The organism is Aeromonas sp. BIGb0405, from assembly GCF_024807335.1.
Lineage (GTDB): Bacteria > Pseudomonadota > Gammaproteobacteria > Enterobacterales > Aeromonadaceae > Aeromonas > Aeromonas rivuli.
The window spans coordinates 520,041-544,557 of sequence record NZ_JANUEP010000003.1 but is presented as its reverse complement, the minus strand read 5'-3'; the positions used below and the strand labels follow the sequence as shown (position 1 = coordinate 544,557).

The 24,517-nt window shown below is 60.4% G+C and carries 32 protein-coding genes; 8 read left to right on the top strand and 24 right to left on the bottom strand.

Annotated elements, in window-relative coordinates; genetic code table 11:
- Nucleotides 1–103: 103 nt before the first annotated feature.
- The 8 genes from M2366_RS10850 (at nt 104) to M2366_RS10815 (ending at nt 6,571) form a co-directional block, all read left to right on the top strand.
- Entirely contained in the window at nt 104–982 is an 879-nt protein-coding gene (locus M2366_RS10850) for a LysR substrate-binding domain-containing protein (protein ID WP_259269716.1), read from the top strand.
- A gap of 398 nt (nt 983–1,380) precedes the next feature.
- Nucleotides 1,381–3,309: a threonine--tRNA ligase gene (gene thrS / locus M2366_RS10845; RefSeq protein WP_224432854.1), complete on the top strand. Its 1,929-nt coding sequence runs from the start codon at nt 1,381–1,383 to the stop codon at nt 3,307–3,309.
- Between the two features lie 21 nt (nt 3,310–3,330).
- The gene (infC, locus tag M2366_RS10840; protein WP_259236227.1) at nt 3,331–3,861 is read left to right on the top strand and encodes a translation initiation factor IF-3; all 531 of its coding nucleotides are present in this window, start codon (nt 3,331–3,333) and stop codon (nt 3,859–3,861) included.
- 85 nt (nt 3,862–3,946) lie between these two features.
- On the top strand, nt 3,947–4,144 hold the full coding sequence (rpmI, locus tag M2366_RS10835) for a 50S ribosomal protein L35 (RefSeq protein ID WP_005315535.1): 198 nt from the start codon (nt 3,947–3,949) through the stop codon (nt 4,142–4,144).
- Between the two features lie 14 nt (nt 4,145–4,158).
- Entirely contained in the window at nt 4,159–4,515 is a 357-nt protein-coding gene (gene rplT, locus M2366_RS10830; protein WP_005300683.1) for a 50S ribosomal protein L20, read from the top strand.
- A gap of 281 nt (nt 4,516–4,796) precedes the next feature.
- A complete protein-coding gene (locus M2366_RS10825; protein ID WP_259269715.1) occupies nt 4,797–5,438 on the top strand; it encodes a type VI secretion system PAAR protein in 642 nt (213 codons plus the stop codon).
- Nucleotides 5,439–5,444: 6 nt separating this feature from the next.
- Nucleotides 5,445–6,224, top strand: coding sequence for a hypothetical protein (locus M2366_RS10820; RefSeq protein WP_259269714.1), 780 nt, complete (start codon nt 5,445–5,447; stop codon nt 6,222–6,224).
- Nucleotides 6,209–6,571: a hypothetical protein gene (locus M2366_RS10815; protein ID WP_259269713.1), complete on the top strand. Its 363-nt coding sequence runs from the start codon at nt 6,209–6,211 to the stop codon at nt 6,569–6,571. The genes M2366_RS10820 and M2366_RS10815 overlap by 16 nt, the downstream gene beginning before the upstream one ends.
- 552 nt (nt 6,572–7,123) lie before the next feature.
- On the opposite strand, the gene M2366_RS10810 is transcribed toward M2366_RS10815, so the two are convergent.
- The 24 genes from M2366_RS10810 to M2366_RS10695 all read right to left on the bottom strand — a co-directional run bounded on the left by M2366_RS10810 (nt 7,124) and on the right by M2366_RS10695 (nt 24,513).
- The gene (locus M2366_RS10810) at nt 7,124–8,737 is read right to left on the bottom strand and encodes a hypothetical protein (protein WP_259269712.1); all 1,614 of its coding nucleotides are present in this window, start codon (nt 8,735–8,737) and stop codon (nt 7,124–7,126) included.
- Complete coding sequence (locus M2366_RS10805; protein ID WP_259269711.1) at nt 8,734–9,288, bottom strand: hypothetical protein; 555 nt, start codon at nt 9,286–9,288, stop codon at nt 8,734–8,736. The genes M2366_RS10810 and M2366_RS10805 overlap by 4 nt, the downstream gene beginning before the upstream one ends.
- The gene (locus M2366_RS10800) at nt 9,285–10,166 is read right to left on the bottom strand and encodes a hypothetical protein (RefSeq protein WP_259269710.1); all 882 of its coding nucleotides are present in this window, start codon (nt 10,164–10,166) and stop codon (nt 9,285–9,287) included. Before M2366_RS10800 ends, M2366_RS10805 begins: the two co-directional genes overlap by 4 nt.
- The gene (locus M2366_RS10795) at nt 10,163–10,594 is read right to left on the bottom strand and encodes a tail fiber assembly protein (RefSeq protein WP_259269709.1); all 432 of its coding nucleotides are present in this window, start codon (nt 10,592–10,594) and stop codon (nt 10,163–10,165) included. Before M2366_RS10795 ends, M2366_RS10800 begins: the two co-directional genes overlap by 4 nt.
- Nucleotides 10,591–12,312 (bottom strand): phage tail protein, encoded by a 1,722-nt coding sequence (locus M2366_RS10790; RefSeq protein WP_259269708.1) that lies wholly within the window; start codon nt 12,310–12,312, stop codon nt 10,591–10,593. The genes M2366_RS10795 and M2366_RS10790 overlap by 4 nt, the downstream gene beginning before the upstream one ends.
- A complete protein-coding gene (locus M2366_RS10785) occupies nt 12,309–12,911 on the bottom strand; it encodes a phage tail protein (protein WP_259269707.1) in 603 nt (200 codons plus the stop codon). The genes M2366_RS10790 and M2366_RS10785 overlap by 4 nt, the downstream gene beginning before the upstream one ends.
- Entirely contained in the window at nt 12,904–14,091 is a 1,188-nt protein-coding gene (locus M2366_RS10780) for a baseplate J/gp47 family protein (RefSeq protein WP_259269706.1), read from the bottom strand. Before M2366_RS10780 ends, M2366_RS10785 begins: the two co-directional genes overlap by 8 nt.
- Nucleotides 14,088–14,411 (bottom strand): DUF2590 family protein, encoded by a 324-nt coding sequence (locus M2366_RS10775; protein WP_259269705.1) that lies wholly within the window; start codon nt 14,409–14,411, stop codon nt 14,088–14,090. Before M2366_RS10775 ends, M2366_RS10780 begins: the two co-directional genes overlap by 4 nt.
- Nucleotides 14,408–16,225: a phage tail tape measure protein gene (locus tag M2366_RS10770; protein ID WP_259269704.1), complete on the bottom strand. Its 1,818-nt coding sequence runs from the start codon at nt 16,223–16,225 to the stop codon at nt 14,408–14,410. Before M2366_RS10770 ends, M2366_RS10775 begins: the two co-directional genes overlap by 4 nt.
- An 8-nt stretch (nt 16,226–16,233) precedes the next feature.
- Complete coding sequence (locus M2366_RS10765; RefSeq protein ID WP_259236241.1) at nt 16,234–16,377, bottom strand: DUF6890 family protein; 144 nt, start codon at nt 16,375–16,377, stop codon at nt 16,234–16,236.
- Between the two features lie 41 nt (nt 16,378–16,418).
- The gene (locus M2366_RS10760) at nt 16,419–16,679 is read right to left on the bottom strand and encodes a putative phage tail assembly chaperone (protein WP_259269703.1); all 261 of its coding nucleotides are present in this window, start codon (nt 16,677–16,679) and stop codon (nt 16,419–16,421) included.
- Complete coding sequence (locus M2366_RS10755) at nt 16,676–16,867, bottom strand: hypothetical protein (RefSeq protein WP_259269702.1); 192 nt, start codon at nt 16,865–16,867, stop codon at nt 16,676–16,678. The genes M2366_RS10760 and M2366_RS10755 overlap by 4 nt, the downstream gene beginning before the upstream one ends.
- Complete coding sequence (locus M2366_RS10750) at nt 16,803–17,234, bottom strand: hypothetical protein (protein WP_259269701.1); 432 nt, start codon at nt 17,232–17,234, stop codon at nt 16,803–16,805. Before M2366_RS10750 ends, M2366_RS10755 begins: the two co-directional genes overlap by 65 nt.
- Nucleotides 17,231–17,692 carry a glycoside hydrolase family 104 protein gene (locus tag M2366_RS10745; protein ID WP_259269700.1) on the bottom strand — a complete coding sequence of 154 codons (462 nt, stop codon included), beginning with the start codon at nt 17,690–17,692 and terminating at the stop codon, nt 17,231–17,233. Before M2366_RS10745 ends, M2366_RS10750 begins: the two co-directional genes overlap by 4 nt.
- Entirely contained in the window at nt 17,680–18,765 is a 1,086-nt protein-coding gene (locus M2366_RS10740; RefSeq protein WP_259269699.1) for a site-specific DNA-methyltransferase, read from the bottom strand. Before M2366_RS10740 ends, M2366_RS10745 begins: the two co-directional genes overlap by 13 nt.
- Nucleotides 18,766–18,774: 9 nt before the next feature.
- Nucleotides 18,775–19,092 (bottom strand): phage holin, lambda family, encoded by a 318-nt coding sequence (locus M2366_RS10735; protein ID WP_259269698.1) that lies wholly within the window; start codon nt 19,090–19,092, stop codon nt 18,775–18,777.
- A 14-nt stretch (nt 19,093–19,106) separates the two neighbouring features.
- Nucleotides 19,107–19,316 carry a TraR/DksA family transcriptional regulator gene (locus M2366_RS10730; protein WP_042042808.1) on the bottom strand — a complete coding sequence of 70 codons (210 nt, stop codon included), beginning with the start codon at nt 19,314–19,316 and terminating at the stop codon, nt 19,107–19,109.
- Between the two features lie 5 nt (nt 19,317–19,321).
- Nucleotides 19,322–19,777: a DUF2597 family protein gene (locus tag M2366_RS10725; RefSeq protein ID WP_259236933.1), complete on the bottom strand. Its 456-nt coding sequence runs from the start codon at nt 19,775–19,777 to the stop codon at nt 19,322–19,324.
- Nucleotides 19,778–19,780: 3 nt separating this feature from the next.
- Nucleotides 19,781–20,905, bottom strand: coding sequence for a DUF2586 domain-containing protein (locus M2366_RS10720; RefSeq protein ID WP_259269697.1), 1,125 nt, complete (start codon nt 20,903–20,905; stop codon nt 19,781–19,783).
- 4 nt (nt 20,906–20,909) lie between these two features.
- Nucleotides 20,910–21,596 carry a phage virion morphogenesis protein gene (locus tag M2366_RS10715; protein WP_259269696.1) on the bottom strand — a complete coding sequence of 229 codons (687 nt, stop codon included), beginning with the start codon at nt 21,594–21,596 and terminating at the stop codon, nt 20,910–20,912.
- Nucleotides 21,593–22,105 carry a phage tail protein gene (locus M2366_RS10710; protein ID WP_259269744.1) on the bottom strand — a complete coding sequence of 171 codons (513 nt, stop codon included), beginning with the start codon at nt 22,103–22,105 and terminating at the stop codon, nt 21,593–21,595. The genes M2366_RS10715 and M2366_RS10710 overlap by 4 nt, the downstream gene beginning before the upstream one ends.
- Before the next feature lie 20 nt (nt 22,106–22,125).
- Nucleotides 22,126–22,599 carry a head completion/stabilization protein gene (locus M2366_RS10705; RefSeq protein ID WP_259269695.1) on the bottom strand — a complete coding sequence of 158 codons (474 nt, stop codon included), beginning with the start codon at nt 22,597–22,599 and terminating at the stop codon, nt 22,126–22,128.
- 123 nt (nt 22,600–22,722) lie between these two features.
- Nucleotides 22,723–23,451 (bottom strand): terminase endonuclease subunit, encoded by a 729-nt coding sequence (locus M2366_RS10700; protein WP_259269694.1) that lies wholly within the window; start codon nt 23,449–23,451, stop codon nt 22,723–22,725.
- Nucleotides 23,452–23,454: 3 nt separating this feature from the next.
- A complete protein-coding gene (locus tag M2366_RS10695) occupies nt 23,455–24,513 on the bottom strand; it encodes a phage major capsid protein, P2 family (protein ID WP_259269693.1) in 1,059 nt (352 codons plus the stop codon).
- Between the last annotated feature and the right edge of the window lie 4 nt (nt 24,514–24,517).

The following is a 24,517-nucleotide window of genomic DNA, read 5'->3' as shown; positions in this document are numbered from 1 at the left end:
CAGAAAGACACGTACGACACCTCGGTGAAGGATGTTAGGGAATACAGAACTATTGCTCAATGGTATGGTTGGGTATATCAGAGACAACAAATTTGGATGGTTCATGACTCGACAGGTGCTTGATGTGGAGTCGGTGCTGGCATTCGTCACCATCGCTGATTTTCAGAGTTTCACCAGAGCCGCCGAGGCCCTGGGGACGACCCAGGGCGCCATCAGCGTGAAATTGAAGCGCCTGGAGGATCGACTCGGCTACAAACTGCTCGAACGTACCCCCAGGCTGGTGCGGCTGTCGGCGCAGGGCAGTGTCTTTCTCAATCCGGCCCGTGAGTTCGTTGTCGCCCATGACCGCGCCATGGCCGCGCTGGTTTGTGAAAGCCGACGCTTTCGGTTGGGCATTGCCGAGCATGTGGCGGGGCCCGAGATCCCGTTGTTGTTGGCACGGTTAAGCGAGCGCGATCCCGCCCTGACTATCGAAGTGCGGCTGGAGAATTCCCGCAGCTTGCTCAACGCCTTTGACGAAGGGGCGCTCGACGCTGTGATTGTCCGCCAGGAAGATGATCGCCGCAGTGGTGAAGATTTGGGGCCGGAGCACTTTGGCTGGTTTGCCGCCCCCGGCTTCTATCATCAGCCAGGGAAACCGGTACGGCTGGCCGCCCTCGCACCTTGTTGTGGTGTGCGCGACATCGCCATTCGAGCACTGAGTGGTGCCGACATTGAGTGGAGTGAAGTCTTTGTTGGCGGAGGTCATTCGGCCGTCATGGCCGCGGTGTCGGCCGGGCTGGCTGTCGCTGCGTTATCTTGCCGTCTGGCGCCACCCGATGCGGTGGAAGTAGGGCAGTGTCTGGGTCTGCCCGCGTTGCCCTCGTCGAGGATCATGCTCCATTCGACCCTGACGGATCACCGCTCGCGCGATGCCCTGCGGACACTGGTTGCTGTGTATCGGGAGCACCGCGTGCCAGCGCATGCCAGTGTGGCATTCTGAAAATAGCCCTCTGTCGGGGGGCTCCCATTGCGCTCATTGGCGTGCCAGCATCTTCTGCCTGATGGTGTCATATGCTTTACTTTTCGCGCTGTGCCAGCGTGATAAGGCTGAGTTGATTGTCCATGTCGGGCGCGATGAGCCACATGGTGGCCGCTGAGCAATGGATTCCTCTCGACCCCAGATAGCGACCATTCAAACTTGTCTGGGTTGTCACGTCTGATACAATCCTCGACTGTCCCCCGTTAATGGATAGCCTCGCACGGAGTAAGGTGCGTATCACCGCGTGTAGCAACCGTATTGTGAACGGTGAAACATCAAAGTGAATAGCTTGATATTAAAGGATATTTTCAATTCACACGTGGCCTTTGGTAGGGGTCACCACTGTCAAGGAAGCAATCATGCCAATCATTACTCTGCCTGACGGCAGTCAACGTCAATTTGCCCAGGCCGTTTCCGTCATGGACGTCGCCGCGGACATAGGTCCCGGTCTCGCCAAGGCGTGCATTGCCGGTCGGGTGAACGGTGAACTGGTGGATGCCTGCGAGCTGATCGAAGCCGACGCCCAGCTCTCCATCATCACCGCCAAAGACGAAGAGGGTCTCGAGATCCTGCGTCACTCCTGCGCGCACTTGCTCGGTCATGCCATCAAGCAACTCTGGCCGCAGACCAAGATGGCCATAGGTCCTGTCATCGACAACGGCTTCTACTATGACGTCGATCTCGATCACACCCTGACCGAAGAGGACATGGCTGCACTGGAAGCCCGTATGCTCGAGCTGGCAGACAAGGATTATGACGTCGTCAAGAAGCGGGTTTCCTGGCAGGAGGCGCGCGATGTGTTCGCGGCCCGTGGCGAGAGCTATAAAGTCGAGATCCTGGATCAGAATATCGCCCGTGATGATAAGCCCGGTCTCTATCATCACGAAGAGTATGTCGACATGTGCCGTGGCCCTCACGTGCCCAACATGCGTCATTGCCACCATTTCAAGTTGCAGAAGATGTCCGGCGCTTACTGGCGTGGCGACTCCAACAACAAGATGCTGCAGCGTATCTACGGTACCGCCTGGGCCGACAAGAAGCAGCTCAAAGCCTACCTGCAACGCCTCGAAGAGGCCGCCAAGCGTGACCACCGCAAGATAGGCAAGCAGCTCGACCTGTATCACATGCAGGAAGAGGCTCCCGGCATGGTGTTCTGGCACAACGATGGCTGGACCATCTTCCGTGAGCTGGAAACCTTCATGCGCACCAAGCTGCGTGAGTATGACTATCAGGAGGTGAAAGGCCCCTCCATGATGGATCGCGTGCTGTGGGAGCGCTCCGGTCACTGGGATAAATATGCCCAAGGCATGTTCACCACCCAGTCCGAGAACCGTGAGTACGCCATCAAGCCGATGAACTGCCCGGGTCACGTGCAGATCTTCAACCAGGGCCTCAAGTCCTATCGCGACCTGCCATTGCGCATGGCCGAGTTCGGCTCCTGCCACCGCAATGAGCCGTCCGGTTCCCTGCATGGTCTGATGCGAGTCCGTGGTTTTACCCAGGATGACGCTCACATCTTCTGTACCGAAGAGCAGATCATGGAAGAGGTTTCGGCCTGTATCCGTATGGTCTATGACGTCTACGGCACCTTTGGCTTCGAAAACATCGTGGTCAAGCTTTCGACTCGTCCGGAACAGCGCATCGGTTCAGATGAAGCCTGGGATCGCGCCGAAGCGGCCCTGGCCGAAGCCCTGGTGCTGAACGGCCTGAAGTACGATCTGCAGCCGGGTGAAGGGGCATTCTACGGCCCTAAAATTGAATTCACCCTGCACGATTGCCTGGATCGTGCGTGGCAGTGTGGTACAGTGCAGCTCGATTTCGCCCTGCCAGGTCGGCTGGGCGCCACTTATGTGGGCGAGGACAACGAGCGTCACGTCCCCGTGATGATACATCGCGCCATCTTGGGGTCCATCGAGCGCTTCATCGGTATATTGACCGAAGAGTACGCAGGACTGTTCCCTACCTGGTTGGCACCGACTCAGGCCGTGGTGATGAATATCACGGATAATCAGGCCGATTATGCCGTAAAAGTGGCCAAAGCATTGAATGATGCGGGCCTTCGTGCAAAAGCGGACTTGAGAAATGAGAAGATTGGCTTTAAAATCCGCGAGCATACTTTGAAACGAGTACCTTTCATGCTGGTCTGTGGCGATAAAGAAGTTGAAGCCGGTCAGATTGCAGTACGGACTCGTAAAGGGGCTGACCTGGGCACTTATCCTGTTGAAGAGCTAATCGCTCTACTGTCCCAGGAAGTTCAGACCCGCGGACAAAAGAAAGTGGAGGAATAAGCTATAAAAGGCGGAAAAAAACTGGGCAAGCAACCGCAAGCCCGCGCTCACCGGATCAATACCGAGATTCGTCTGAAAGAAGTTCGTTTGACTGGACTTGATGGTGAGCCTTTGGGCGTCGTCGAAATCCATGATGCACTGAACTTGGCCCTTGAGGCTGGAGTAGATCTGGTCGAGATCAGCCCTAACGCTGAACCGCCCGTTTGCCGAATCATGGATTACGGCAAATTCCTCTACGAGAAGAGCAAGACCACCAAAGAACAGAAGAAAAAGCAGAAAGTTGTCCAGGTCAAGGAAATCAAATTCCGCCCTGGTACAGACGAAGGCGACTATCAGGTAAAACTACGCAACCTGGTTCGCTTTTTAGAAGACGGGGACAAGGCGAAGGTCACCCTGCGCTTCCGCGGTCGTGAAATGGCTCACCAGGATCTTGGTATCAAGGTACTGGAGCGCGTCAAGAACGATCTGGAAGAGCTGGCCGTAGTCGAGTCGTTCCCGAAAGTCGAAGGCCGTCAAGCTGTGATGGTTCTCGCACCTAAGAAGAAATCTTAAGGCCCACAAGAAATTGACTCATGGGTTCGCCCCATGAGTCGGTTCGCCTTGCGATTTTGTTGTCACTCACAATGCGGAGTATAAAATGCCGAAGATGAAAACCAACCGGGGTGCTGCAAAGCGCTTCAAGAAGACTGGCTCAGGTCGCTTCAAGTGCAAGCATAACCACCTGCGTCACATCCTGACCAAGAAGAGCAGTAAGCGTAAGCGTAAGCTGGGGCCGAAGTTCATGGTTTCTGCTGCCGACCACAAACGTGTTGTCGCTTGTCTGCCGTACGCATAAGGGGGATGTGAAAAATGCCAAGAGTTAAACGTGGTGTGACTGCTCGCGCTCGTCACAAGAAAGTAATGAAAGCCGCCAAGGGTTACTACGGCGCCCGTTCCCGTGTCTACCGCGTAGCGGTACAAGCGGTAACCAAAGCTGGTCAGTATGCCTATCGTGACCGTCGCCAGAAAAAGCGTCAGTTCCGTCAGCTGTGGATTGCACGTATCAACGCTGCAGCCCGTCAGAATGGTCTGTCCTACAGCCGTCTGATCAACGGTCTGAAGAAAGCGTCTATCGAAATCGATCGCAAGATCCTGTCCGATATCGCTGTTCACGACAAGCTGGCTTTCACCGCCCTGGTTGAAAAGGCTAAAGCAGCGCTGGTTTAATCCGGTTCTGTTATGAAAGATAAAAGGAGGCCCAGGCCTCCTTTTTTGTATCTATAACTTGCTGTTTTATAGCGGTTTTCTATTTTCAGCGTCCACATTATGTCCACGCTTTTCATTTATGTGGTCACTCCTGCAGTTCTGCCAGTTTCACCTCGGGCACTGTGCTCATCGGCGAGTCTCTCCTCCGTTTACCTGGATAATGCTCTCAGGCCAACACTGTTGGTGGTATCTGCCTTGACTCGTCAGTTATTGACGGAGCTTGTTTGAGTCTGTGACGTCTGTTGGATTTCAATATCAAGATATTGACGTGTGACATTATTATTCATAATGTGGCTCTTAAATGGATTCACTTGGGTTTTTTGATGGGCAATGCAGCAAAGGTCGGCGACATAGGTACAGACCACGATGGTTTTCGACCTACAAAAGTGACCGCAGGTTCTCCAGATGTTTTTATTGATGGTTTGCCTGCTGCAAGAGTCGGTGATCCCCTTGAGCCTCACGACAAGCCAAATCACCCGCCTCATCCTAGAGAAATTGCTGCAGGCTCAAGCAGCGTTTTTGTAAATGGGAAACCACTGGCCTTTACTGGCAAAGGGATTTCTTGCGGAGGGGTCATTATTGGTGGTGGCACAGTCACTGTTGGCGACTCTGGACCAGGAGGCAGTTCATCAATTTCCTCCCTTCTCTCAAGTGCAAAATGGATTGGCTTCACCATGCCAACAACGCTTGATTACGATGGCGTCAAGTGTATAGCTACCCTGGACGATGGTTCTGTGGTTCAGGGTCAATTCAATCAACAGAATCAGGTGATTTTTTCGTCTATCTCGGGAGCTACGTGCGTGAAGCTAGAAGTTGAGAGCTTTGAGCATGAACAAATTGGCCAAAGTTTAGCGGAAGTATTACTTGGGAAAATCATCGGGTAATGGTGTATGGCATACGCACAAGTAGATGGTAGTTTTTCGGCAAAGCAGCAACATCCAGTTGAAGACCCCGTTTTAAGCAAAGCATTGGCCGCTTTTGAAGGAGCTGCAATCAAGTTCTCTACTGATGCAATCAGTGATGCGAATGTAAGAAGCAGCTATACCTCGAACATCAAGAGGGTTGTTACAGAGGTCAAGCAGTTGGCTGTGGCGAAGAAAATATCGGTAAAAGAGGCTGCGGAGTTTTGCTATGAGATGCGTAATCAGATCATGGCTGAACATAGAAAATATACCTCTGCTCAAGGGTTAGCTTTGGCTGAGCGTCATAAAAAAGCACCACCGTCTTTGGATCAGTTGTTTGATAAGTACGCCAAGAAGAAGTTTGGGAAGGATTTCAAAAGCTTGTCTGCCCAGCAGAAAGGGGCGATTCATTACGAAATCATTGAGTCATCTGCCCGCGATAACCCCAAGTTCACCACCGCAAATCGCCGCCTTAAAGTTCTTGGTAAGGTAGGAGTTATTGTCACTGCAGCTTTGGCAACTCATGCAGTGCTCAATGCAGATAACAAGCCTAAAGAAGCTGTGAAGCAGGGGATGCAGATAGGTGGTGGTGTTGCAGGAGGATGGTTGGCCGGTTTGGCTGTATCTTCTGTGTGCGGTCCTGGTGCTCCTTTTTGTGCAATCGCCTTGGTTCTATTAGGGAGTATTGCCGGTGGTGTTGCGGGCTCTGTAGTCGCCGATAGCCTTGATGAAGAAATAGAGGAATTTACCCGTTGGCAGATCAACTAACAGATAAGGACTTGTGCGAAGCTTTATCCGACATCTTCGTTGATAACGAAGTTGACTATGACTATATCGCTTCAGTTGCTAGGAACTTTCCATTGGATCATGTTGAGTCCGCACTGTTCGAGTGGGTTGCACCAGTTTGCTACAGCAATGCCCTCTCTCCGGTCCCTCCTATCTGGTCTGGTTTTGAGAGCGAAGCGCTGTGGAGTGATATCCAAGATCTCATAGCCAAAGAGAAAAGTGCAGGTTTGGTCAGGAAGGGGATTATCAATATCAGACAACGATATCTTAGAAGAGAGTATGGCGATGAATGGCGCAAGCTATCTGCTCTGCTGGCTCAAAAGAGATAGAGTTGCGACAGAGGTGTTGTTGTGTGAACCTGTAATATTTCAGTTATCAAATCAGCATTAACTATACCTAACTTGCTGAAACAAATAGCTTTCCGGCTAATCCAAAGCAATCGCGCAGATCCTGTCCGATCGTCAAAACTCCCACGAAAAGTACGTTATCCCATATATATTCAATGAGTTACGTTTTCTCCTCTTATCTCCAGGGCCCTTCAAAACTGTAAAACCCTTCAAAAAAGATCCTTCTTTGCAGATCCTCAACGCCCTACGGATCCTTGATGTGGTGCGGTCTGGGGATAGTATTTTGCGGCAATCCACTTTTGCAAAAAATTTTATCGATGCACCGCGCAGGCGGGAGCGGATGAGCGCGGATTCCGTGGCGCAAGCGCGCCCGTGGGCTTTCCGTCGAGCGAGGTGGCGCCAATGGGGCCGCGTTGGGTATGATGCTGCGCTGCCTGATGCAATCCTTCCATGCGGCATTCCCTGGTCATGGGCAGGTGATGTCAGGCAGCCAAAAGAAGGCCCCACATTGTGGGGCCTTCTTGCGTTGATGGGTTACTCGATGATGGGGGAGAGCTGACTGGCCAGGTTGCCCGCTTGTTGGCTCTGGTTGCTGAGGGCGTTGCCCTGGTTGGGGCTGGGCCCGCTGCCGTGGGTGTGGCTGGCCGTGGTGGCGGCCAGCTGCTCCACCACGTTCATCAGCTGCAGCAGTAGCCGGAAGATGTTGATGCCCTCTGTCCCCATCCAGGAACGCGGCGCTTCCAGGTGTTGCAGCTCACCGGCGACGGCCCGGCGCAGTTGTCCCACCACCTCAACCAGATCCCCGGCAGTGGTCTGGCTCATGTTGCCCAGGCTTCCCAGTGTCAGGTCATCACCGGCCAGCAGCTCGATGGCCCCCAGCGCCTCGATGAGCTTGAACCCGCCCACCTCCTCGATGCTGTGTTGCGCCACCTGCAGCTGATGCTGGCCATGTTCCCCCAGGTAGTCATCACTTTGGTGGTGCATCTCCATGGCATGGTCATACAGGCGCCGGTCGGTGTGGCGGCTCAGGTTGCCTACGGTATCGGTGCAGCTGAACACCTCGGCCCGCTGCTGCTGCAGTTGCTCGCCCGGGGCAATGTCTGGCAATGGCCAGCCGCTGCCAAGCACGGTGCGGATAAAGGGGCGGTCGGCGCGACCAAAGGCAAAGCCCAGCTCGACCAAACTCCCCTCGATGGGGAACTGCAGCAGGCCCTGCTCAGGCCCGCCGAACATCACCGGCAGCGGCACGGCGCGATAGAGTGGGGTGGCTTCATCCGGTTGGCCATCCTCCCCAAGCAGTTGGACGTCCACAGCAAAGCGCGGTCGGAATGGGTCATTGAGCTGGCCCGCAGTGGCCTGGTCGCTGATGGCCTCAACCCGCCCGAACTTGGGCAGGTGCATCTGGTCGGCCAGTTCCGGAAACTCCCCCTCAATCTTGCGGCGCTCTGGTGACTTGATGACCTTGCCCGGGCTGGCCGTGGTCAGGCTCATCTCATCGCCCTTGAGGCGCACCCGGGTGACGCGCTGGCCATTGATGATGGCGCCGGGGCGCACGGCGGGGATGGGGGCCAGGGTCAGGATGTTGCCCGCCTGCTTGGCTGAGAGGGCAGGGTCTAGTATCACCTCGCGCCCGGGCCAGCGGCTGTGGCCATGGCTGCCGACGAACACGGCGCCATCGGGTTGTTGATACCAGCAAAAGTCGGCAATGGCGAAGGCGCGCCCCGCATTATCGAGCAGCTGATAGCCGGTGCCGGCGCTGGTGAAGTTGGCAATGGGTCGGTCGGTGTAGTCGGCGCCGTCGGGCAACAAGAAGGCGAGGCCGCACTGGTCTGTCAGCCAGGCGAGCAAGCCGCGCAAGGTGGCATGCTGCTGACTCACCGGAAAGCGGCTGCCCAAAATCCCAGCCAGCTCCCGGCATAGCAACTTGCTGCTGCCATTGGTGGCGGGTTGCACGTCGTAGACATAACCGGTGAACCAGCGGCGCAGCTCGTTGTTGTAGCCGGTATCCAGGGTCAGGGTCTGTCCCTTGCTGGCCGTCCCCTCAATGGTTAGGGCGGCGCGCCCGCCCGCGCTGAGATCCAGCACGATGTCATGTTCGACCAGGTGCATGGGCTGCCCGGCCAGGGTCAGTTGGGTGTTGAGTTTCATGCCAGTGCGTCATCCGCTTTTTTGAGGTACTGCTCGAAGGGGGTTAGTTCGTATTCATCGGCTTTGTCACCCTTGGTGGGCGACGGGGCCTTGGCTTGGGTGGTTTGTTCGGTGGTCTGGCTCACCTGGGCCACTGCCTTGGGCAGACGTTGTTCACGCTTCTCCGGTACCGAGTTGTGGTCGCTCAAGGTGAAACTCACCTGCCAGGCCAGCAGGCCCTCTTGCTCGCTGGCGGTGATGCGCCCGGTGAACTTGGCCTGGCGTATCTTGACCGACTTGGCGAGTAACGAGCCCACCCGAAAGATGTGGCGTTTGCCGCCATCGTCTTTCATGTCGGCCAGCTCGAACAGGCGCGCCAGCTTGTCCCCGTCTTTGTAGGGGATGAGGCCGGAGACATCCAGCTCCTTGGCCTTGGTGCCCTGCTCGGCCTTGCTGGTCGAACTGGTTTGGCCCGATTGGTCTTTGTCCTGGAACTGCATGGAGAGGGAGATCCGCATCGATGACATTGCGATGGGCTCGCCGTCCAGGGTCAGCATGGCGCTGATGGTCATGGGGTCAACTCCTGCCAAAAAGTCAGTGGGGAAGGGGAGATCAGCAGGGCGGCGACGCTCATGCTCATGCTGTGATCCGGTGGCGAGCTCTGGCCAAGTTGCGCGGCCAGGCTGGCGACATCCCCTTGGCCTTGCCAGCGGTAGATCTGCCCCGAGAGCGTGGCCAGGGTGTCCAGCGCGCTGGCCAGTTCGTTCAGGTGAGCGGCACGGCGACTTGCCAGCCTCTGCAGCTTGGCGATGGGGCTCTGGCTATCCCGGGCCAGACTCTCAAGCTGGGCAAGCTCACTGCCCAGGGCGAGATGAGCGGGGCGCAGCGGCGCCCAGACCAGCGGCTCATCGGCGCGCCAGCGCGGCACCTTGGCCGCCGTGGGTTTGGCCATGATGTCGTTGTTGGCTTCCAGGCGGCGTAGGGCCGCGCACCACTCTGGCAATGGCAGCAAGGCGCACAAAGGGGCCAATTTGGCCGCAAGGTCGGCGGCGCTGTTACCGGTCACCAGCCAGGCGAGGGCATGGAGCTGACCCGTTGGCAGCAAGGGGTCGGCACCATCTTGCAGCTTGTCAGCCAACGCCTTGACCGCATTGGGGGCGGCCAGGCTGGCCTGCTGCCCCTGCACCTGGCCGACGCCGTGCAAAAAGGGGGTCACCGCCAGGGCGCGACCGGTGACCAGCAGATGGTCGAGCTGGGCGCGAAGTCCTGAAAGGGCTGCGGCCTCACCACTGAGCGGGTGGGGGCGATACTGGGCACGGCTGGCGATGGCCTGCAGGCGCCCCATGGCCGCATCCGCCAAGGCGGGTACTTGGGCCAGCACGGCGCGGGCCTGATGGTGCACACTGGCCCCGCTGGGGGGCCAGTGCAGGTCGCTCTGTTGCCAACTCATATCGGCAGCTCCGGCCAATCCACCGTCGTGGGCCAGCCAGGTGTGTCAGGCAGGCGCGAAAGGGTCACCCGGTACAGTCGCAAGGCGGCGAGCCGCGAGGTTTCCGCCGGGGTCAGTATGCCCAGCAGCTCGGCATCCCCCAGGGGGGCGATGGCGTCGCCAGCCAGCTGCAGGCGGCGCGCCAGTTCGCGCTGCTGCTCCTCTTCGGTCGGGATGGGCGTGGGCGGCGCCTGGTAGGGAGCCACCTCGCCATATTCGCCAAAGCGCGCCCGCACAAACAGCTCGACGCCATAGGGCTCCGGGTCGCTTTGGGTGGCGGCGAAGGGCACCGGCTCGGCCTGATTGGCAAACTGGACAGTCAGATTGATGGCGGTGTGTTCCGGGTCGGCCCACTCGGGGGCGGTAACGTGAAGAATGTTGTCTGTCATTTTGTACGGATCCACAGTGAGGTGTTTTGGTCGTTATTGCCGCCGCCCTTGATGGCGCCAACCAGCTTCCAGGTACCCGGCAGGGCGGCGCCGATGCCCGGGCCGCCATCTTCTGAGTTGGCTGCGCGCAAGGAGCTGCCCGCAATGGCGTAGCCTGGGCCCTTGTTACCCCCGGTTGACACGATGCAGGTGGCGAAGCAATACGTCCCCACTTGTCCCCAGCCGCTCGCCACTATGTCGGCATTGCCCTGGGCCGCCGGGTGGGTGTGACCAGAGGGGGGCATGGTGCCGGGTTTGCCGGATACTTCCCCCCAGCTTGGCCAGCGGGTGGCGTATGCGGGGATACCGCTGATCTGTCCCCAGGGGTGAGAGTGGGATGCCGCCGCCGCGCCCAGTTCGGCCAGGGTGGGTTTGTTACCTGTGTTGTAATCCCGGGTCCAAGGTGTCCAGGCGCCGGTACTGTATTGGGCCCGGCGCCAGACTCTGCTGGAGTTGTAAACGTGATACGCCTGCTGGGGGCCTGCCCCACTGGTCACGATGAGTCCGCCAGCACTGTTCTCGGGATAATGGCGAGCGGCGGAGGCATTGGCATTGGCGTGCTGGGCAAACACTTTGGGAGATTTAAGGGAGTCCAGGTCTTCGGTTGTCAGGTTGAGCGGATTTAACATGGTGCCAGGGTGAGTGTGCCCCTCGCTGGCCAGGGCGGGCTTGTCGGTCACTTCCCCCCAGTTCGGCCAGCGGTTGGCTGCCTCTGGCACGTTATCCAGTTCGCTCCAGGGGTGGCGATGACTGCCCGCCTTGATTTCAACGGCGATATTGACGCTCTGGGCGTCTTCCAGGATGCCTTTGCCGCTCACATCCCCGGACAGCTCGATGGTGCGTTTGCGGCGCAGGTCGGTCACGCTGCCGTCGCTGTTGATGATGGCCACCTTGGCCAGGTGGTGACGATAGCCGTTGCCGTCGGTGTAATCGGCCTTGTCGGCCACGCTCAAGGTCAGCGTGAAGTGGTTCACCCAGGCATCGAGTAGGGAGCCCGCCCGGTAAATGTCGAGCCAGAGCCCCACCGGCTTGGCGCCCGGGCTTATCTTCTGTACCTCATCGAGTTGGGCGCGCAGGCCGCCGACATAGGCCACCCCGGGCTGCACTTTGTAGACACCCGCCTCGTTCACCAGCTGGAAGCCGTCCCCATAGAAGGTGGCCGGGCCGAAGAACTGCAGCGCCTGCAGGCGCAGGTCGTCATCCATGCCACGCAGGCGGGCGGCATAGTCAATCTGCCAGGTGCTGGCATCCACATTCGTGACCGTGGCGTCACTGGCCCGGTCGTACTCCATCAGCATGGATTTGACCAGGCTGTTGCCCACCTGACCGCTCAAGGGATCGGTCTTGAGTTTGGTCTCGCTGCCCTTGTGCACAATCATGGCCACCATGCCGGTCGCCTTGTTGATGAGATACATGGCATTGAACTCGAAATCGCCCAGGGTGGTGTCCATCACGATGGTGTACGCCACCGCGTCGTTGTTGATGCGCCCGCGCTGATCCACCTGGTGGCGGTGCACGATTTGCCCTGCCGGTGGCAGGACGCCATCGGGGTTGATGGGTGCATCGGGGTCTAGCCCTGGGATGTTGGCCAGCACGAACTCATCGAGCACCACCGGGGCTTGGGTGGCGAGGCAGGTTTGCCAGTAGCTGGCAAAAGCGTTGGTAATGATCTGGCTCATGGGTTCCTCTTGAGTGATGCGCCGAACACCTGCTGGCTCATGTCGATACGGCCATGGTGAATAGTTGCGCTGACCGGATAGACCACCTGGAAGCGGTAGCGGCGGCAGGTGCGGCCATAGTGTTGAATGAGGGTGCTCATCAGCGCCTGATTGCTGGCCATTGCGCTGTCAGTCACCTCGATGGTGATGACGTCCCAGGGCTGGCCTGCCTGGCGCTCGTGGATGTCGCACCAGCCGATGCCAAGCCGCTCGAAAATCCGCTTGAAGCCCGCCACTTCGCCCGCATCCCTGGCGTTCACAAAAGCGAACTGGACGCGCTTGCGAAACAGCGCCAGCGGCTCGCCATCAAAGCGGCCGATGTCCCGCTCCCAGGCGAGCAGGGCCAGCAGGGACTCCGAGCAGGTCAGCGGGTCTTGCTGGGCCAGTGGCAGCAAGAGCCACCCCTTGAGTCGCTGCCAGAAGGCGTTGATGCCCTTGGCCAGAAAACCCGGCTCGGCGTGAGCGACACTGATGGTGACGCCATCTTCCCACCAGGGGGCGCTGGCATCGGGTAGCACGGGGGCTTGCAGGTCATGGGCCAGCGGGCTCGGCTTAGTCATGCAGGGTCACCTCAAGCTGATTCAGGCGCGGGATTGCCAGGGCGGACACGATGTCTTGCTCGGCAAAGCGCAGGCTCTTGAGCTGCGGAAACTGGCTGTGTAACTCCCGGCCCAACTGGGAGAGGGAGAAGCGCGACTGGGGCCAGGTGCGGGTGACGCTGGGAAAATCCGCGGACTGACGAAAGGCCGCCTTCACCAGGTTCTCGGCGCCCGCCTTGAGCGCAGTGCGCTGCGCCTCGCTGAGGTTGGCCTGTGGCCACAATGCCAGGGTGAGGCTGTGCTGGGTCTCGGGGATGCTCATCACGAACAGGTCATCCCCATGGCCATGGTTGCCCTGGCGGCCCACGTAATCGTTGAGCTGGGCGGTGAGGCTGGCCGGGGTCGGCCCCACTTCCAGCAGGATATAGGCGTTGGCGGTGCCCGGGCCCCGGGGGGCGTCGTGCTCGAAGAAGATGTGATCGGCGCGAATGCCCGCCACGCTGGCCAGCATCGAGCGGTATATCGCATCGATGTGATAGCGGCCCACTGCCGAGAACTGGTTCTGGATGCGCAGCCCCAGGGCATCATTGCTCTCGGCGTCGCTGCCTTGGGTGGTGATCCACTCCTTGTCGTCGTTGCGCGCCGACAAAATGCCGGTCACCGCTTCGCTCAGCAGGTTGTAATAGCCGGGGGCCAGATTCCAGGCCGCCCCTGCCTGTTCGGCTTCACACACCACTTTGGCCACCGCTTCACCGGCGGGGCTGACCACGGTTTGCAGGGGCTTTAGGCGGTATATGGTGCCGTTGATGCGCTCGGTGCTTATCCAGATATCGGCCGGGATGGTGACGGCATCCTGGGGGTTGGCCTTGACGAAGTTGACCAGGCCCCGGGTCTTCTGGGCGGCCTTGCGGGTCAAGTCCACATCCCAGGCCTTGAGGTCGAGATAGGTATCGGTGGCAGTAGCCGCGAAGGTATTGGGCAGCACATGCCCGGCCAGCAGCTCGCGGATAAGCCACAGCGCCGGGGTAATGACCACACCGCGCACCAAGCGCCAGAAGGGGCTGACGTCCGAGTCGTTGGTGATGAGGGAACCGGCGGCTTCCACCTCCTTTTTGAGTTCAGCCTCCATCGCCTCGGCGGTGGTCGGCACACCGGTTTCGCTCAGCAGGGCCATAAAATCCACGGTCGGGCGCAGGTTCACAGGGTTACCTCCAGGGGGCCAAATTCGTAAGTGGTGGCGGTGACCAGCACCCGGTCGGCAGCCTCCTCATTGATGAAGATGGTGCCCGGCACCAGCCGCTCGTCACGTTCAACCAGCAGCTCAATCTCGGTCAGCACATCGGCGCGCAGGGTCGGGCTGCGCTCGCCGATGAGCTTGCGGGCCAGACCGGACTCCATGATGCGGTGCTTGATGTCCTGGCCGATGCTGTGCCTGTCCTGGGTGTAACGGGGCTGGCCACCGGCATCGAGCAGCCAGGCGCCATCGTTGACCAGGATGTCGATGTATTTGGGTTCGCTCATTTGGTCTCCAGCCAGGCGTTCTCAGCCATCATTTCCGGGGTCATGGGGTTTTGGTTGTGCATATGCACCTCGCCGATATGCAGCGCCTTGGCGGGTTTCTGGTTGGCGGTGGTCGCCGCCGCGTTGGCCTGGATCAACTGTTGGCCAAGGCCCCCTTGGGGGATGGGGCTCTCGGGGCCCTGTCGATAGTTGGCCAGCGGCCCGTTGATGCGCTGCTGCGCCTGGGTCACTCCCTGCAGGGGGATCTGCAACTGACTCGGGGAGGGCAGGGCCAGCTCGGGCATGTTGCCCATCTCGATGTCGATGCCCGGGATCATGTTGAGTTTGTCGACCAGCCAGTCGATGGACTGACCCAGCCACTTGAATACCCCCCAATCGCCCAGGGTCTTCTTCAAGTCGTCCCAGTAGTAGATGACCAGGCCAATGGCACCAACGAGCAGGGTGCCAATGAGGTAGGCGAGAAGTACCGCTGGGTTGGCGGCCATCATAATGTTGACCGCGAGCAGGATGGCCCTAAAGCTCACCAATCCGGCCTTGAGCAGGTTGAGGGGGGTCATGACCAGCGTCCAGGCAATGCCAAGCCCGGTGGTGGCGAGGCTGGCCAGCCCGGCAACCAGCATCCAGGCACCGGTCACCATGCCGAGCCCCACGATGGCGAGCAGGGCATAGCTCACCACCTTGGTCAGGTTGGGAAAAAGGTGAGTCCAGCGCAGCACCACGGCGGCGCCATCGGCAAAGACCGCGACCACCGCATTGATGGCTGGCAGCACGACACCGAAGGCGGCGGCCCGAATGGCGAACCAGGCGGACTCGACCCGCTGCCATTGGTCGGTCATCGAGGCCGCCATCTGCTCGGCCTTGCCCATGCCATGGGTATTGGCCAAGGCGTTGATGTTGGTGGCGAGTCCCTTGGTGTTGCTCATCAGGAGTTTCACCATGGCCACCGCCTCATCGGAGCCGAACGCCTTCTTGAGCTCGTCCCCCTCGGCCACACTCAGGGTCTCGCCATAGCGCACCTTGAGTTTGTCGAGGATGTTGAGCACCGGCAGCATGTTGCCCGCCGAGTCGGTGAACTGCAGGCCAAGCGCCTTCTGGGCATTGCCCACCCCGGCCAGAAACGACTTGAACTTGGTGCCCGCTTCGCTGCCGCTCATGGTGGCCTGCAGTTGGCCAAGCACCGCGAACTGCTCATCTATGGACACCCCTGCCGAGGTGGCATTGGCCCCGATGCCCTTGAAGGCATCGCTCATGCCCTGACCGGTGGTCTTGAACATCTGCACCGCGAGCGCGGTCTTGCCTGCCACATCCTCGACCCAGTTAGCCTTGCCCATGGCGTTGGCTTGCTGCTCAAAGATGCCGTACATGGTGCCCATGTAGTTGGTGATGGTGCCAGTATCGGCCTTGGTGGCGGCGGCCAGCACCCCGGACGCCCGGGCAAAGGCGGGCAGCTCGTTGCCGGTGAGCCCGGCGATGGCGGACTGGATATCGTAAGAGGCCTGGACAAACTCGGTGGCCGATTTCCCGTAATCCACCGAGAACTTGAGCGCCTCGCGCCCCAGCGCCCCCAATCCCTCTTTTTGCACCCCAAGCGACGCCACTTCCCCGAGCGCCCGGTCCATCTCGATAGCGGGGCCCAGGGCTGCCTGGATAGCCATGCCACCGGCGGCCACCGTGGTGGCGCCCATGGCCATATTGCCCCAGCCCCGACGCCCGGCCTTGCTGACCTGGTCAATCTGGGCATTGATGCCCGCCAGTGGCTTGGTGACCTGATCCACCAAGGCCACCTGCATCATCAACTTTTCCATCCAGGCCATAGGGTCTCTTATCCATTAAATGCGTGAGCTATTCCCTCGGCAACGGCGAGGGCAAGGGTCTTGCGGTGGTGTTTATCAAACCAGATGGCGCGGGCCAGGCTATCGAGGTCGTCCTCTTCATGGGGCAGGTAGTGGCGCCGCAGTGCCAGCACCTGCTCCAGTTGATTGCGCTCGATGGCCTCGGCGCGCCCGGTCAGTTTTTTATGGTGATGTCCAGGGTTGGCGCGAACTGCTCATTGACGGCGCCAGCCAGTTGCAGGGCCGCGCCGGGACGGGCCAGCAGCTCATCAAGGGCGGCTTTGCTCTCACCACAGGCAATCTTGCGCAGGTAGTTGTGGGAGGGGGCCACCTTGTCGCCCGGCATCAGGTCGTTGATGTAGCTGTTGTAGGCCACCATGGTGGGTTCAAAGCTGATGTCGATACCGGCAACGGTCAGGGTGATGGTCTTGCTCATGGTTGGTTTTCCTCTTGTGTAATCCAGTTGTTCAGGGTGGTTATCTGTTGTTGGCAGCGGCGCAGTGCGCCCTGCAACGTGGGGATAAAGGCCACGGCCTCGCCCCAAGTCGTGCCATTAAATTCAGGCTCCGGGCAGCGGGGCACCAGCCCCGGTGGTGGCAGTAGCCTGACCAGCTCGGTTTTCACCAGGGGCGGCTGGCTTGAGCAGGCGCAGAGCGCCAACAGGCAGAGGCTCACGGTTGCAGTCCGGACGACCTGCTGGCGGCGTGGCCAGGGCGTGTTGCAGTTCATCGGCAATGCTCCTTCGTTGCTGGTCGAGCTTGGCCAGCGCGTCGCTTTGCTGGTCGAGTAGTTGGCGCAGCCCCTTTTCGCGCAGCGGGATAGCCGCCAGCGCCTTGGCTTGCTGCTCGCTGATGGTTTGCAGGGCGTTGATGGTGTGGTTGGCGGTGGCCAGCTCTTGAGTGCGAACGCTGAGTCGCTGGCCCTGGACAAACAGGGTGGCGCCAATCATTAAGCCGAGGAGGGTTGGCAGCAGCCGGAAGAAGGTGCTCATGCCAGTACCCCGCCAAACTCGGTGAACTTGGCCAGCAAGCTGGCTTCGTTGTGCTCCGGTTGCTGGTAACCAGCCCCGGGCAGGCTGGCCCAGATGTTGTTGCACTTACCAATGGCCTCACCGATGCGGCCCGCCTCGATGTCGGCCAAGGCCCGGCGCTCGCGAATAAGCTGGATGGCCCACTTGTCCTGGGAGAGGGGGCCAAAGTCCGGCAGACCAAGCGCCGCCTGGTAGTGGCGCCAGTGACGGGACAGGAACTGATAGCGCCCGGCGGCGGTACTTCTGAGGCTCGGATTGACCTGCACCAGCACGTCAGGGTGCTCGCGGTAGTCACTGAACAGCCCCGCGGGATTGACCAGCTTGTTATAACCATCGTCGCCCAGCCCCTTGGTGCCCTCGGAGAAGGCCAGCATGTCGAGGAAGGCCGCCAAGTTGGCGCTGGTGTTTAGTCGTGGCATGACGGTGCCTCCTGGTGGATAAGGGTCTGAAATTCCCGGCAGGTTTGCGCAAAGCGGGGGCCCTCAAGCTCCACGCCGATGAAGCGGCGGCCCAGTCGCCAGGCCGCTTTCCCCGTGGCGCCAGATCCCATGAAGAAGTCACCCACCACATCACCTGGTCGGCTGCTGGTACGCACGATGTGCTCCATCATGGCGGCGGGTTTTTCGCAAGGATGTTTCCCCGGATAGGCCTGCACCGAGGGGTAAGTCCAGACGTCGGTAAACGGCACCTCTTTGGTGACGCTGAACGGGCGGCGCAGTTGCTCATGCTCTGCCTTGAGTTGGTCATAACTGGCGACCAGGGTTTGATAGCTGCGATGCAGCCCCTGGTAGGTCTCTTTGAGCTCGTCGTGGGGCAGGCAGAGGGTACGGGCTTTGTCTGCGAACAAGGCCTGCAGGCGTGCATATTGTGCTTCGCTTGGCAGGCTCCACTGGCTTCGGCCAAACCAGTGGCCCGCCATCTGGCAGCCCAGAGCCTGGTCAATCTCTTTGTTGGTGATGCCACAGGCGGTTTTTGCCTGCAGGAAGTAGTCAGTCAACGGCTGCATCACCTGCCCGCGCAGGGCCTGACAGGCTTGACGATAACCACTGGCTTGCGCTGTCCCATGAGCATCTAACTGCTCGGCAAAGATGATGCGTTCACTCGCGGGCCAGAAGTTGCGCAAAGCCGATTTGTCAGCCCGGTTCCACACGCCGGAGGGTTTGGCCCAGACGATGTGGCTCAGCACCTTGAAGTGCTTGCGCACTAGCAGCTCGATGTCGGCATTGAGGCTGGGACTGCAAAACAGGTAGAGCGACCCGCTCGGTTTAAGGATGCGGGCAAACTCAATCACGCACGCTTCTAGCCAGTCCAGGTAGGCAGACACGTTGGGCCATTGATTATCCCAGTCCAGATCTTTAACCCGGTAATAAGGGGGATCGACGGCCACCAGATCCAGGCTATGGGACGGCAGTGTTTTGAGGTATGCCAGCGAGTCTGCGTTGACCAGCTTGAGCCGCTCATTGATTTTGTGGATATGTATTTGATCAGTCATCACGTCTGTTCACTCCTTTGGTAATTTTGTGTTGAGCCAACGTTCGGCCATGCCACGAATGGTCTCAACACCGATAAGGCCCACCATGCCGCCGACAAATCCGGCCGCTTCTCCCGGGATCCCGAACCAGCCAAAGGCACTGATGAATGCCAAGGTGATCGCGCCACACAGGACGGACTCCAGTAACCTGCGGCGACCACTGCCACCGCCATAAGTGATGCGCAGCCAGGCAGTTAACACGGCCAAGGCGGTGCCATAGACGGTGGGGAGGTTGTCCATCAGCCAGGCCAGCAGCAGGGCACCGATGATGGGGTCTTTATGAGGCATGGCGTTCATGTCCGTTAGCGGCTCAAGCGTTCGAGCCGGGTTTTGCAGGGGACGCACAGGCGGACCCCCGGTACGGTTTGGCGGCGCGCGGCGGGGATCGGGTCGTCGCACTCCTCGCACTCAAACAGGCTTGGGCCCAGGGCGCGGCTCTTGCCCACCTGGTTGGCCAGCTGAATGGCCAGCATGCGCGCGGCGTGGCGGGTGGCGCGGTCGATATCATCCATGGCGGTTATCCCAGCAGGTGGCGGGTGTCGTCCTTGGAGAGGTACGGCACGCCATTGATGTGGACAAAGTCGGGGGAAGTGACAAAGCCTTTGACCTTGTGCACCCCCTTGCTGCCGCCCTTGGGGTCGATGTCGAGCAGGTCGGAGATGACCAGCTTGACGGCGAAGGCTTCGACTTTGAGTTGCTCACCGCCGGTGTCGGCGTAGAACAGCACATCGTCCGGCTCCAGGCCGCGCCAGCTACCGGCGCGTTTGGCGGCGTCACTGAGCTGGGAGAAGTTCTTGGTATCGAGTTCGAACTCCAGCTCGGCGGAGACGTCGCCGTCCAGGTAGCCATCGGGCACGCCCCGGGTCTGGGCCACGGCGCTGTTGTCGGTGATGGTCAGGCTGGCCTTGTCGATGTGAACCATGGCCCCCATCAGGGTGGTGTCGAAGTTGATACCGGAAATGCGGCGGCTCATGGGTTAGCCCTCCTCGTTGTTGAGGCTCAAATCGAGCATGATGTTGACGATGATCCCCTTGGGACAGTCCAGGGTGCGCACCACCACATAGACCGAGACCAGGTTCTTGGATATCCACTGAATGCGGATGTCGCCATCCTGGGGTGAGGCGATGTCGCCCGGGAACGGCTGACCGTTGATGGTGGTGGCGCGGGCCATCTCGCGCAGATCTTTGCCAAAGTAGGTGATGGCGGCGGCGGTGCTGCCCGGGGTGGAGTTGAAGGCGCGATCCCCGATGCGGGCAATGGCGCGAATGCGCATCCGGCGCGCCACCTTGTAGGCCACTCGCAGGTTTTCGATCACCTGGTAGTCGCCACCCTCGGTGTCGAGCTGGCGCCCGTCAGCCCAATAGCAACCGTCGTAATCCGGGTACCACATCGGCACCGAGTAGCGGTTCGCTTCCAGGGTCTGCAGGGTGGCCAGCGGCAGCGGGATCCCGTCCTTGTCCAGCGGCTTGCTGCCCACACCCACCAAGGCACCGGTTTTGACCCGGCAAGGGGAGTCGGCGATGCTCACCGCCCGGTTGCACAGGCGACCGGCATAGACCCCCAACAGGTTCGGCCACAGCATGGGCACCAGCGCGACCCCGTCGGCGGCGATGCCATCTTGCAGGGCTGCCAGCTTGGTTTCGTAATCGCTCCAGGTGTCGCCACTGTCGGGATCCGGGTTGATGCCAGGCACCCCGAGCAGGATGAACTGCCAGCGCCCCCACTTGGCGATCAGCTCTTGGTTGAGCGCCTGGGCGACGGTGATGAGGTCGCCATCCACGTTTTGGCCCAGCACCACCATCCCCTCGAAGGATTGGGTCTGTTGGGCAGCGCGGGCGGCCTCTATCCAGTCCATGTCGGTCGGCAAGACAAAGGCGGCGGCAGTCCAGTTCTGACCGGCGTTGTCCCGGGCGGCCAGCAGGTTGGTTTTCAGCGCGCTGTCGGCCTGGCCAAGCAGGGCATCGAAATCGCTCTGGGTGTTGACCGAGAGCAGCTTGCCGGTGTTGCTCGGCGCACTGCCGATAAACAGCAGGTGACGCTCGACGGCGGTGACCGACCCCTGCCGTTGGTTCAAGTTGTTGATCTGCACATAAGGCCACATGGCGCTATTTCCCCTTCATATCGTGTTTGTTGACGTCCCAGCCGTAGTCGATGCTCTGCAGGGCGCGGGCAAAGGCTTGCTGTCGTTGCTGGGCATTGGCGCCCAGAAATGGCCTGGCGGGGAGCTGGATCTCCCAGCTGGTTTTCACCGGTGCGTCCTTGAGCTTCTTGATGAGCAATCCCGCCTGGGCAAAGTTGAGATTGCTGGTTATCCAGCCCAGCGATGCCGAGCGGTATGTGCGCTTGCGTTTGCCCGGGCGCTTGAAGCCCAGCTCTCGCAGCTTGCGGGCCTGAGCCTTGCTGGCGTGCTTGCCCGCAAGGCCGCGACTGGGGGCGATACGCTGGCGACTGACGGCGTTGACCCGGTAGGTGTGTCCCTTCTGGTGGGTACCGGCTATCACCCCGGCATGGACGCTCATGCTGCCTTTCTTGAATCCCAGCTCGGCCACATCCTGGCGAGGGGCGCGGATCTGCAGCAACTTGGGCAAGCCGCGCAGCATCTTGCGTTTGCCCCGCTTGCGTGGTGCCCACGGATTGCCGTTGGGGTCTTGCTGGCTGCGCACGTTACGGGCGGCCAGCTTCTTCATCTCGTTGGCCGCTCGCCATACCAGGCGCTGCCGTTTCTTGGGCGGCAGGGCCAGCAGGTTGAGCTGCGCGTTGCTGCGATGGGCGTCCAGGGTGATGGTGATCATGCCGGGCCCCCCACCAGGTGATGGCCCGCATTGCCTACCTGCAGATCAATCTGCTCGGCCACCCAGATGGCATAGGGCGCCACTTGCCAGCATTTGCCGAGCCAGTGGATGGGGCCATTTATCTGCTCAATCAGGCGCAGCGGTTCGGCGAAGGCGAGCTGGATCTCGAGATCTGCGGTCTGCTCGTCGTTCGGGGTGACCGCGTATTCAGGGTCGGGCAGCTCAAAATCCTCTCGGTAGTCGTCATGCTCTTGCACCCAGGCGGCCACTACGGCCAACAAGATGGCCGGGTCGAGATCCCGAAAGGGCAGCTGCTCGACGGTGAACACCGCCTGGTAGGTCAGCCAGCCGACGTTGCTGCCGGTGGGCCCCATGTTCTTGGGTTCGAGCTTGATGGTGCCGTTCTCCATCCAGCTATCGAGGCGCTTGTGGCACTTAGGCGGCAGCACCCGCAGCAGCTCGGCGTGGAGCGCCTGCAGGAAGTAGCCCTGGGCCTGTTGCTCGTTCATGCCTGCCTGTTGCTCTGGGCTCATATCAGCGAGACTCCCGCCCGGTGCTTGCCCTTGATACTGCGCACCAACTGCTGGCTTTCGGCCAGTAGCTGGGCGCGCGGGTCTGGGGATCGTTCCACCAGGTTGTTGGCACTGGCCCGCTCGGTGACACTGGCGAACTCGGGCAACAGGGCGGCCTTGGCGCGGGCAAACACGGCGGCCAGGTACTGCTCGGCCAGGGCATTGCGGCCGGTGTGGGCGCCGCCTTCCAGGCTGGGCCCGGGGACGTCTGCGGCGTTGCTGTAGCCCTTGCCCTGCAGCGCGGCCTGATGGCTGGCAAGCTGCAGGTTGATTTCAGTCACGGCGGCCAGCAAGGCGGCGCCGGTGGTCTGCATGTCCAAGTCGGCAGGCAGGGCACGGCGGCGCTCAAAATCAGCCACGGCCACATCTGGCCAGAAGCCATCGTTGCGGATGGTGGCGGCGCTGTAGTCGACGTTCTTGCCTGCAAACATGGCTTGCCTCGCTGGTTGAATGGGGCACCCCTGAAGCCACGCAATTGCCGATGGGTTAGCCAAAGGCTGCTCATGGCATTCGCGCCGGGGTGCGGTGGCGCGGAGAGTCGGTTTGTTCCGGTGTTAGTGATCCGGATCCAGCGCCCGCAGGCGCATGGCAATCTTTTGGCGCAAGGTGCCCACACCCACCTTGCGGTGCAGTGCATCGGCCTGGGCCAGCCAGTGATCGGCCTGCTCCAGGGTGGCGCTGTCGCCCACGGCACTGGGGCGGGGCTGGCCGTCGTGGTCACGCAGCAGCAGGCAACCGGCGGCCTTGAACCACTTGGCGGTGAGTTGTTCGTTGAGGCGCCACTCATTGCGCACCTTGTCGAATACCCGGGAGAACCAGGGCTCGACGGCATGGCCTTCGGCGGCTTGTTTCTCGGCCCACTCCAGCACGGTGTCGGCCACAAAGTGGGCCCAGTCGCGCTTGATGTTGCTCGGGGTACGCTGTCCCTGGGCGATGGCGAGCTCCGCCCAGGCAATGCCTGAATCGAAATCGCCCACGTCAAAGGCCCAGATGATGAGGCGCTGGAACAGCTCGTTCTGATAGGGCTGGCCAGACTCGCTGACTGCGGCCAGGTAGCGCACCACATAGGGACGGTATTTGGGCATCAGCTCATCGCGCTTCATGTTCACCCGATCACCGATGCGGGCCAGCTTGCGCAGGCGACCGATATCTTGCTCCAGCGCAATCAGCTGCAGGTGCAGGCTGTCCGCCACCGCGCCGGTGGCGATGCCGGAGCGGGCGGCTTGCACCACTCCCTGCATGGCCAGCTGGCGCTGCTTGTGACGTTGACCGGGTGAGCCCATGGCTTAGGCTTCCGGCTCAGAGGGGGCTGCAGGCTTGGCACCGACTTCGATGTCAGCCTCTTCAAAGCCGCCATAGGCCAGGTGTTCGCCCAGGGCATAGCCCTCCATGCGCCAGTACTGGTTATCGAAGCACTTGCGATCCTGGTTATCGTCGGCCTTGCGCTTGCGGGTGGCGCGCTGGGTGTAGATGTGCAGGTTATCCAGGGTGGTGACCACCATCCGCTTGCCCGGGAAGAAGGGCGGAATGTAGGCGCGGCGCCCGGCGATGGACTCGGCCAGCTTCTGGGCGGCGATCTGCTCGCTCGGCTTGGTGGCTTCGCTGTAGAGCTTGGCCTGGGCGGCGGCAATCAAGTCGGTGCCGACCAGCACCACCAGACGCGGGTCTTGGCGGAACAGCGGGTCGATGGTGGTGTTGATAAGGTCGGAGGCCATCTCGTCCAGGGTTTTGTAATCGCCCTGGCCGTCCGGGTCGAAGTGGATTTTCTTGCCCGCTTCGGCCTTGATGATTTGGCTGCCGTCGTTCCACTCGCGGGCGATCTGGTGCCAGCCCTTGTTGACGTCTTCCCCCAGCGGGTGCTCGGCGGGATCGGTATTGTCGGCGGCTTCCACGCCGTTCCAGCCGACCCGCAGCATGTCCAGGGCGAAGGCCTGATTGATGAAGTCGCCAACCAGCTTGATGAACTCGCCCTCATTGCCCGCGTTGGCCCAGACGCACAGGGTCGCCCAGTCGAGCGACGCGCAGGAATCGGTCTCGGTGAGTTCGTAGGTGTTGCCGTCTACGCCAATCTTGCCGTTGAAGCGACCGCCCTTTTTACGGCCGGTGAACAGCTTGCCGATACCGACTTGCACCACCAGGCCCTTGATCTGATCCACATCCATGCAGGTGATGAGGCCAAGGAACTCGACCGAGGCGAGCAGGGCGGCGCGCAGGCCGGTTTCCACTGGACCGGTGACGCTGAACTGCTTGGCCAGCGCATTGACAGGGATGCCATAGGACTTGGCCAGGGCATTGCTGTATTTATCCAGGCGCTGCATGGCCTGGACGGTGAGGGTCTGACTCATGGTG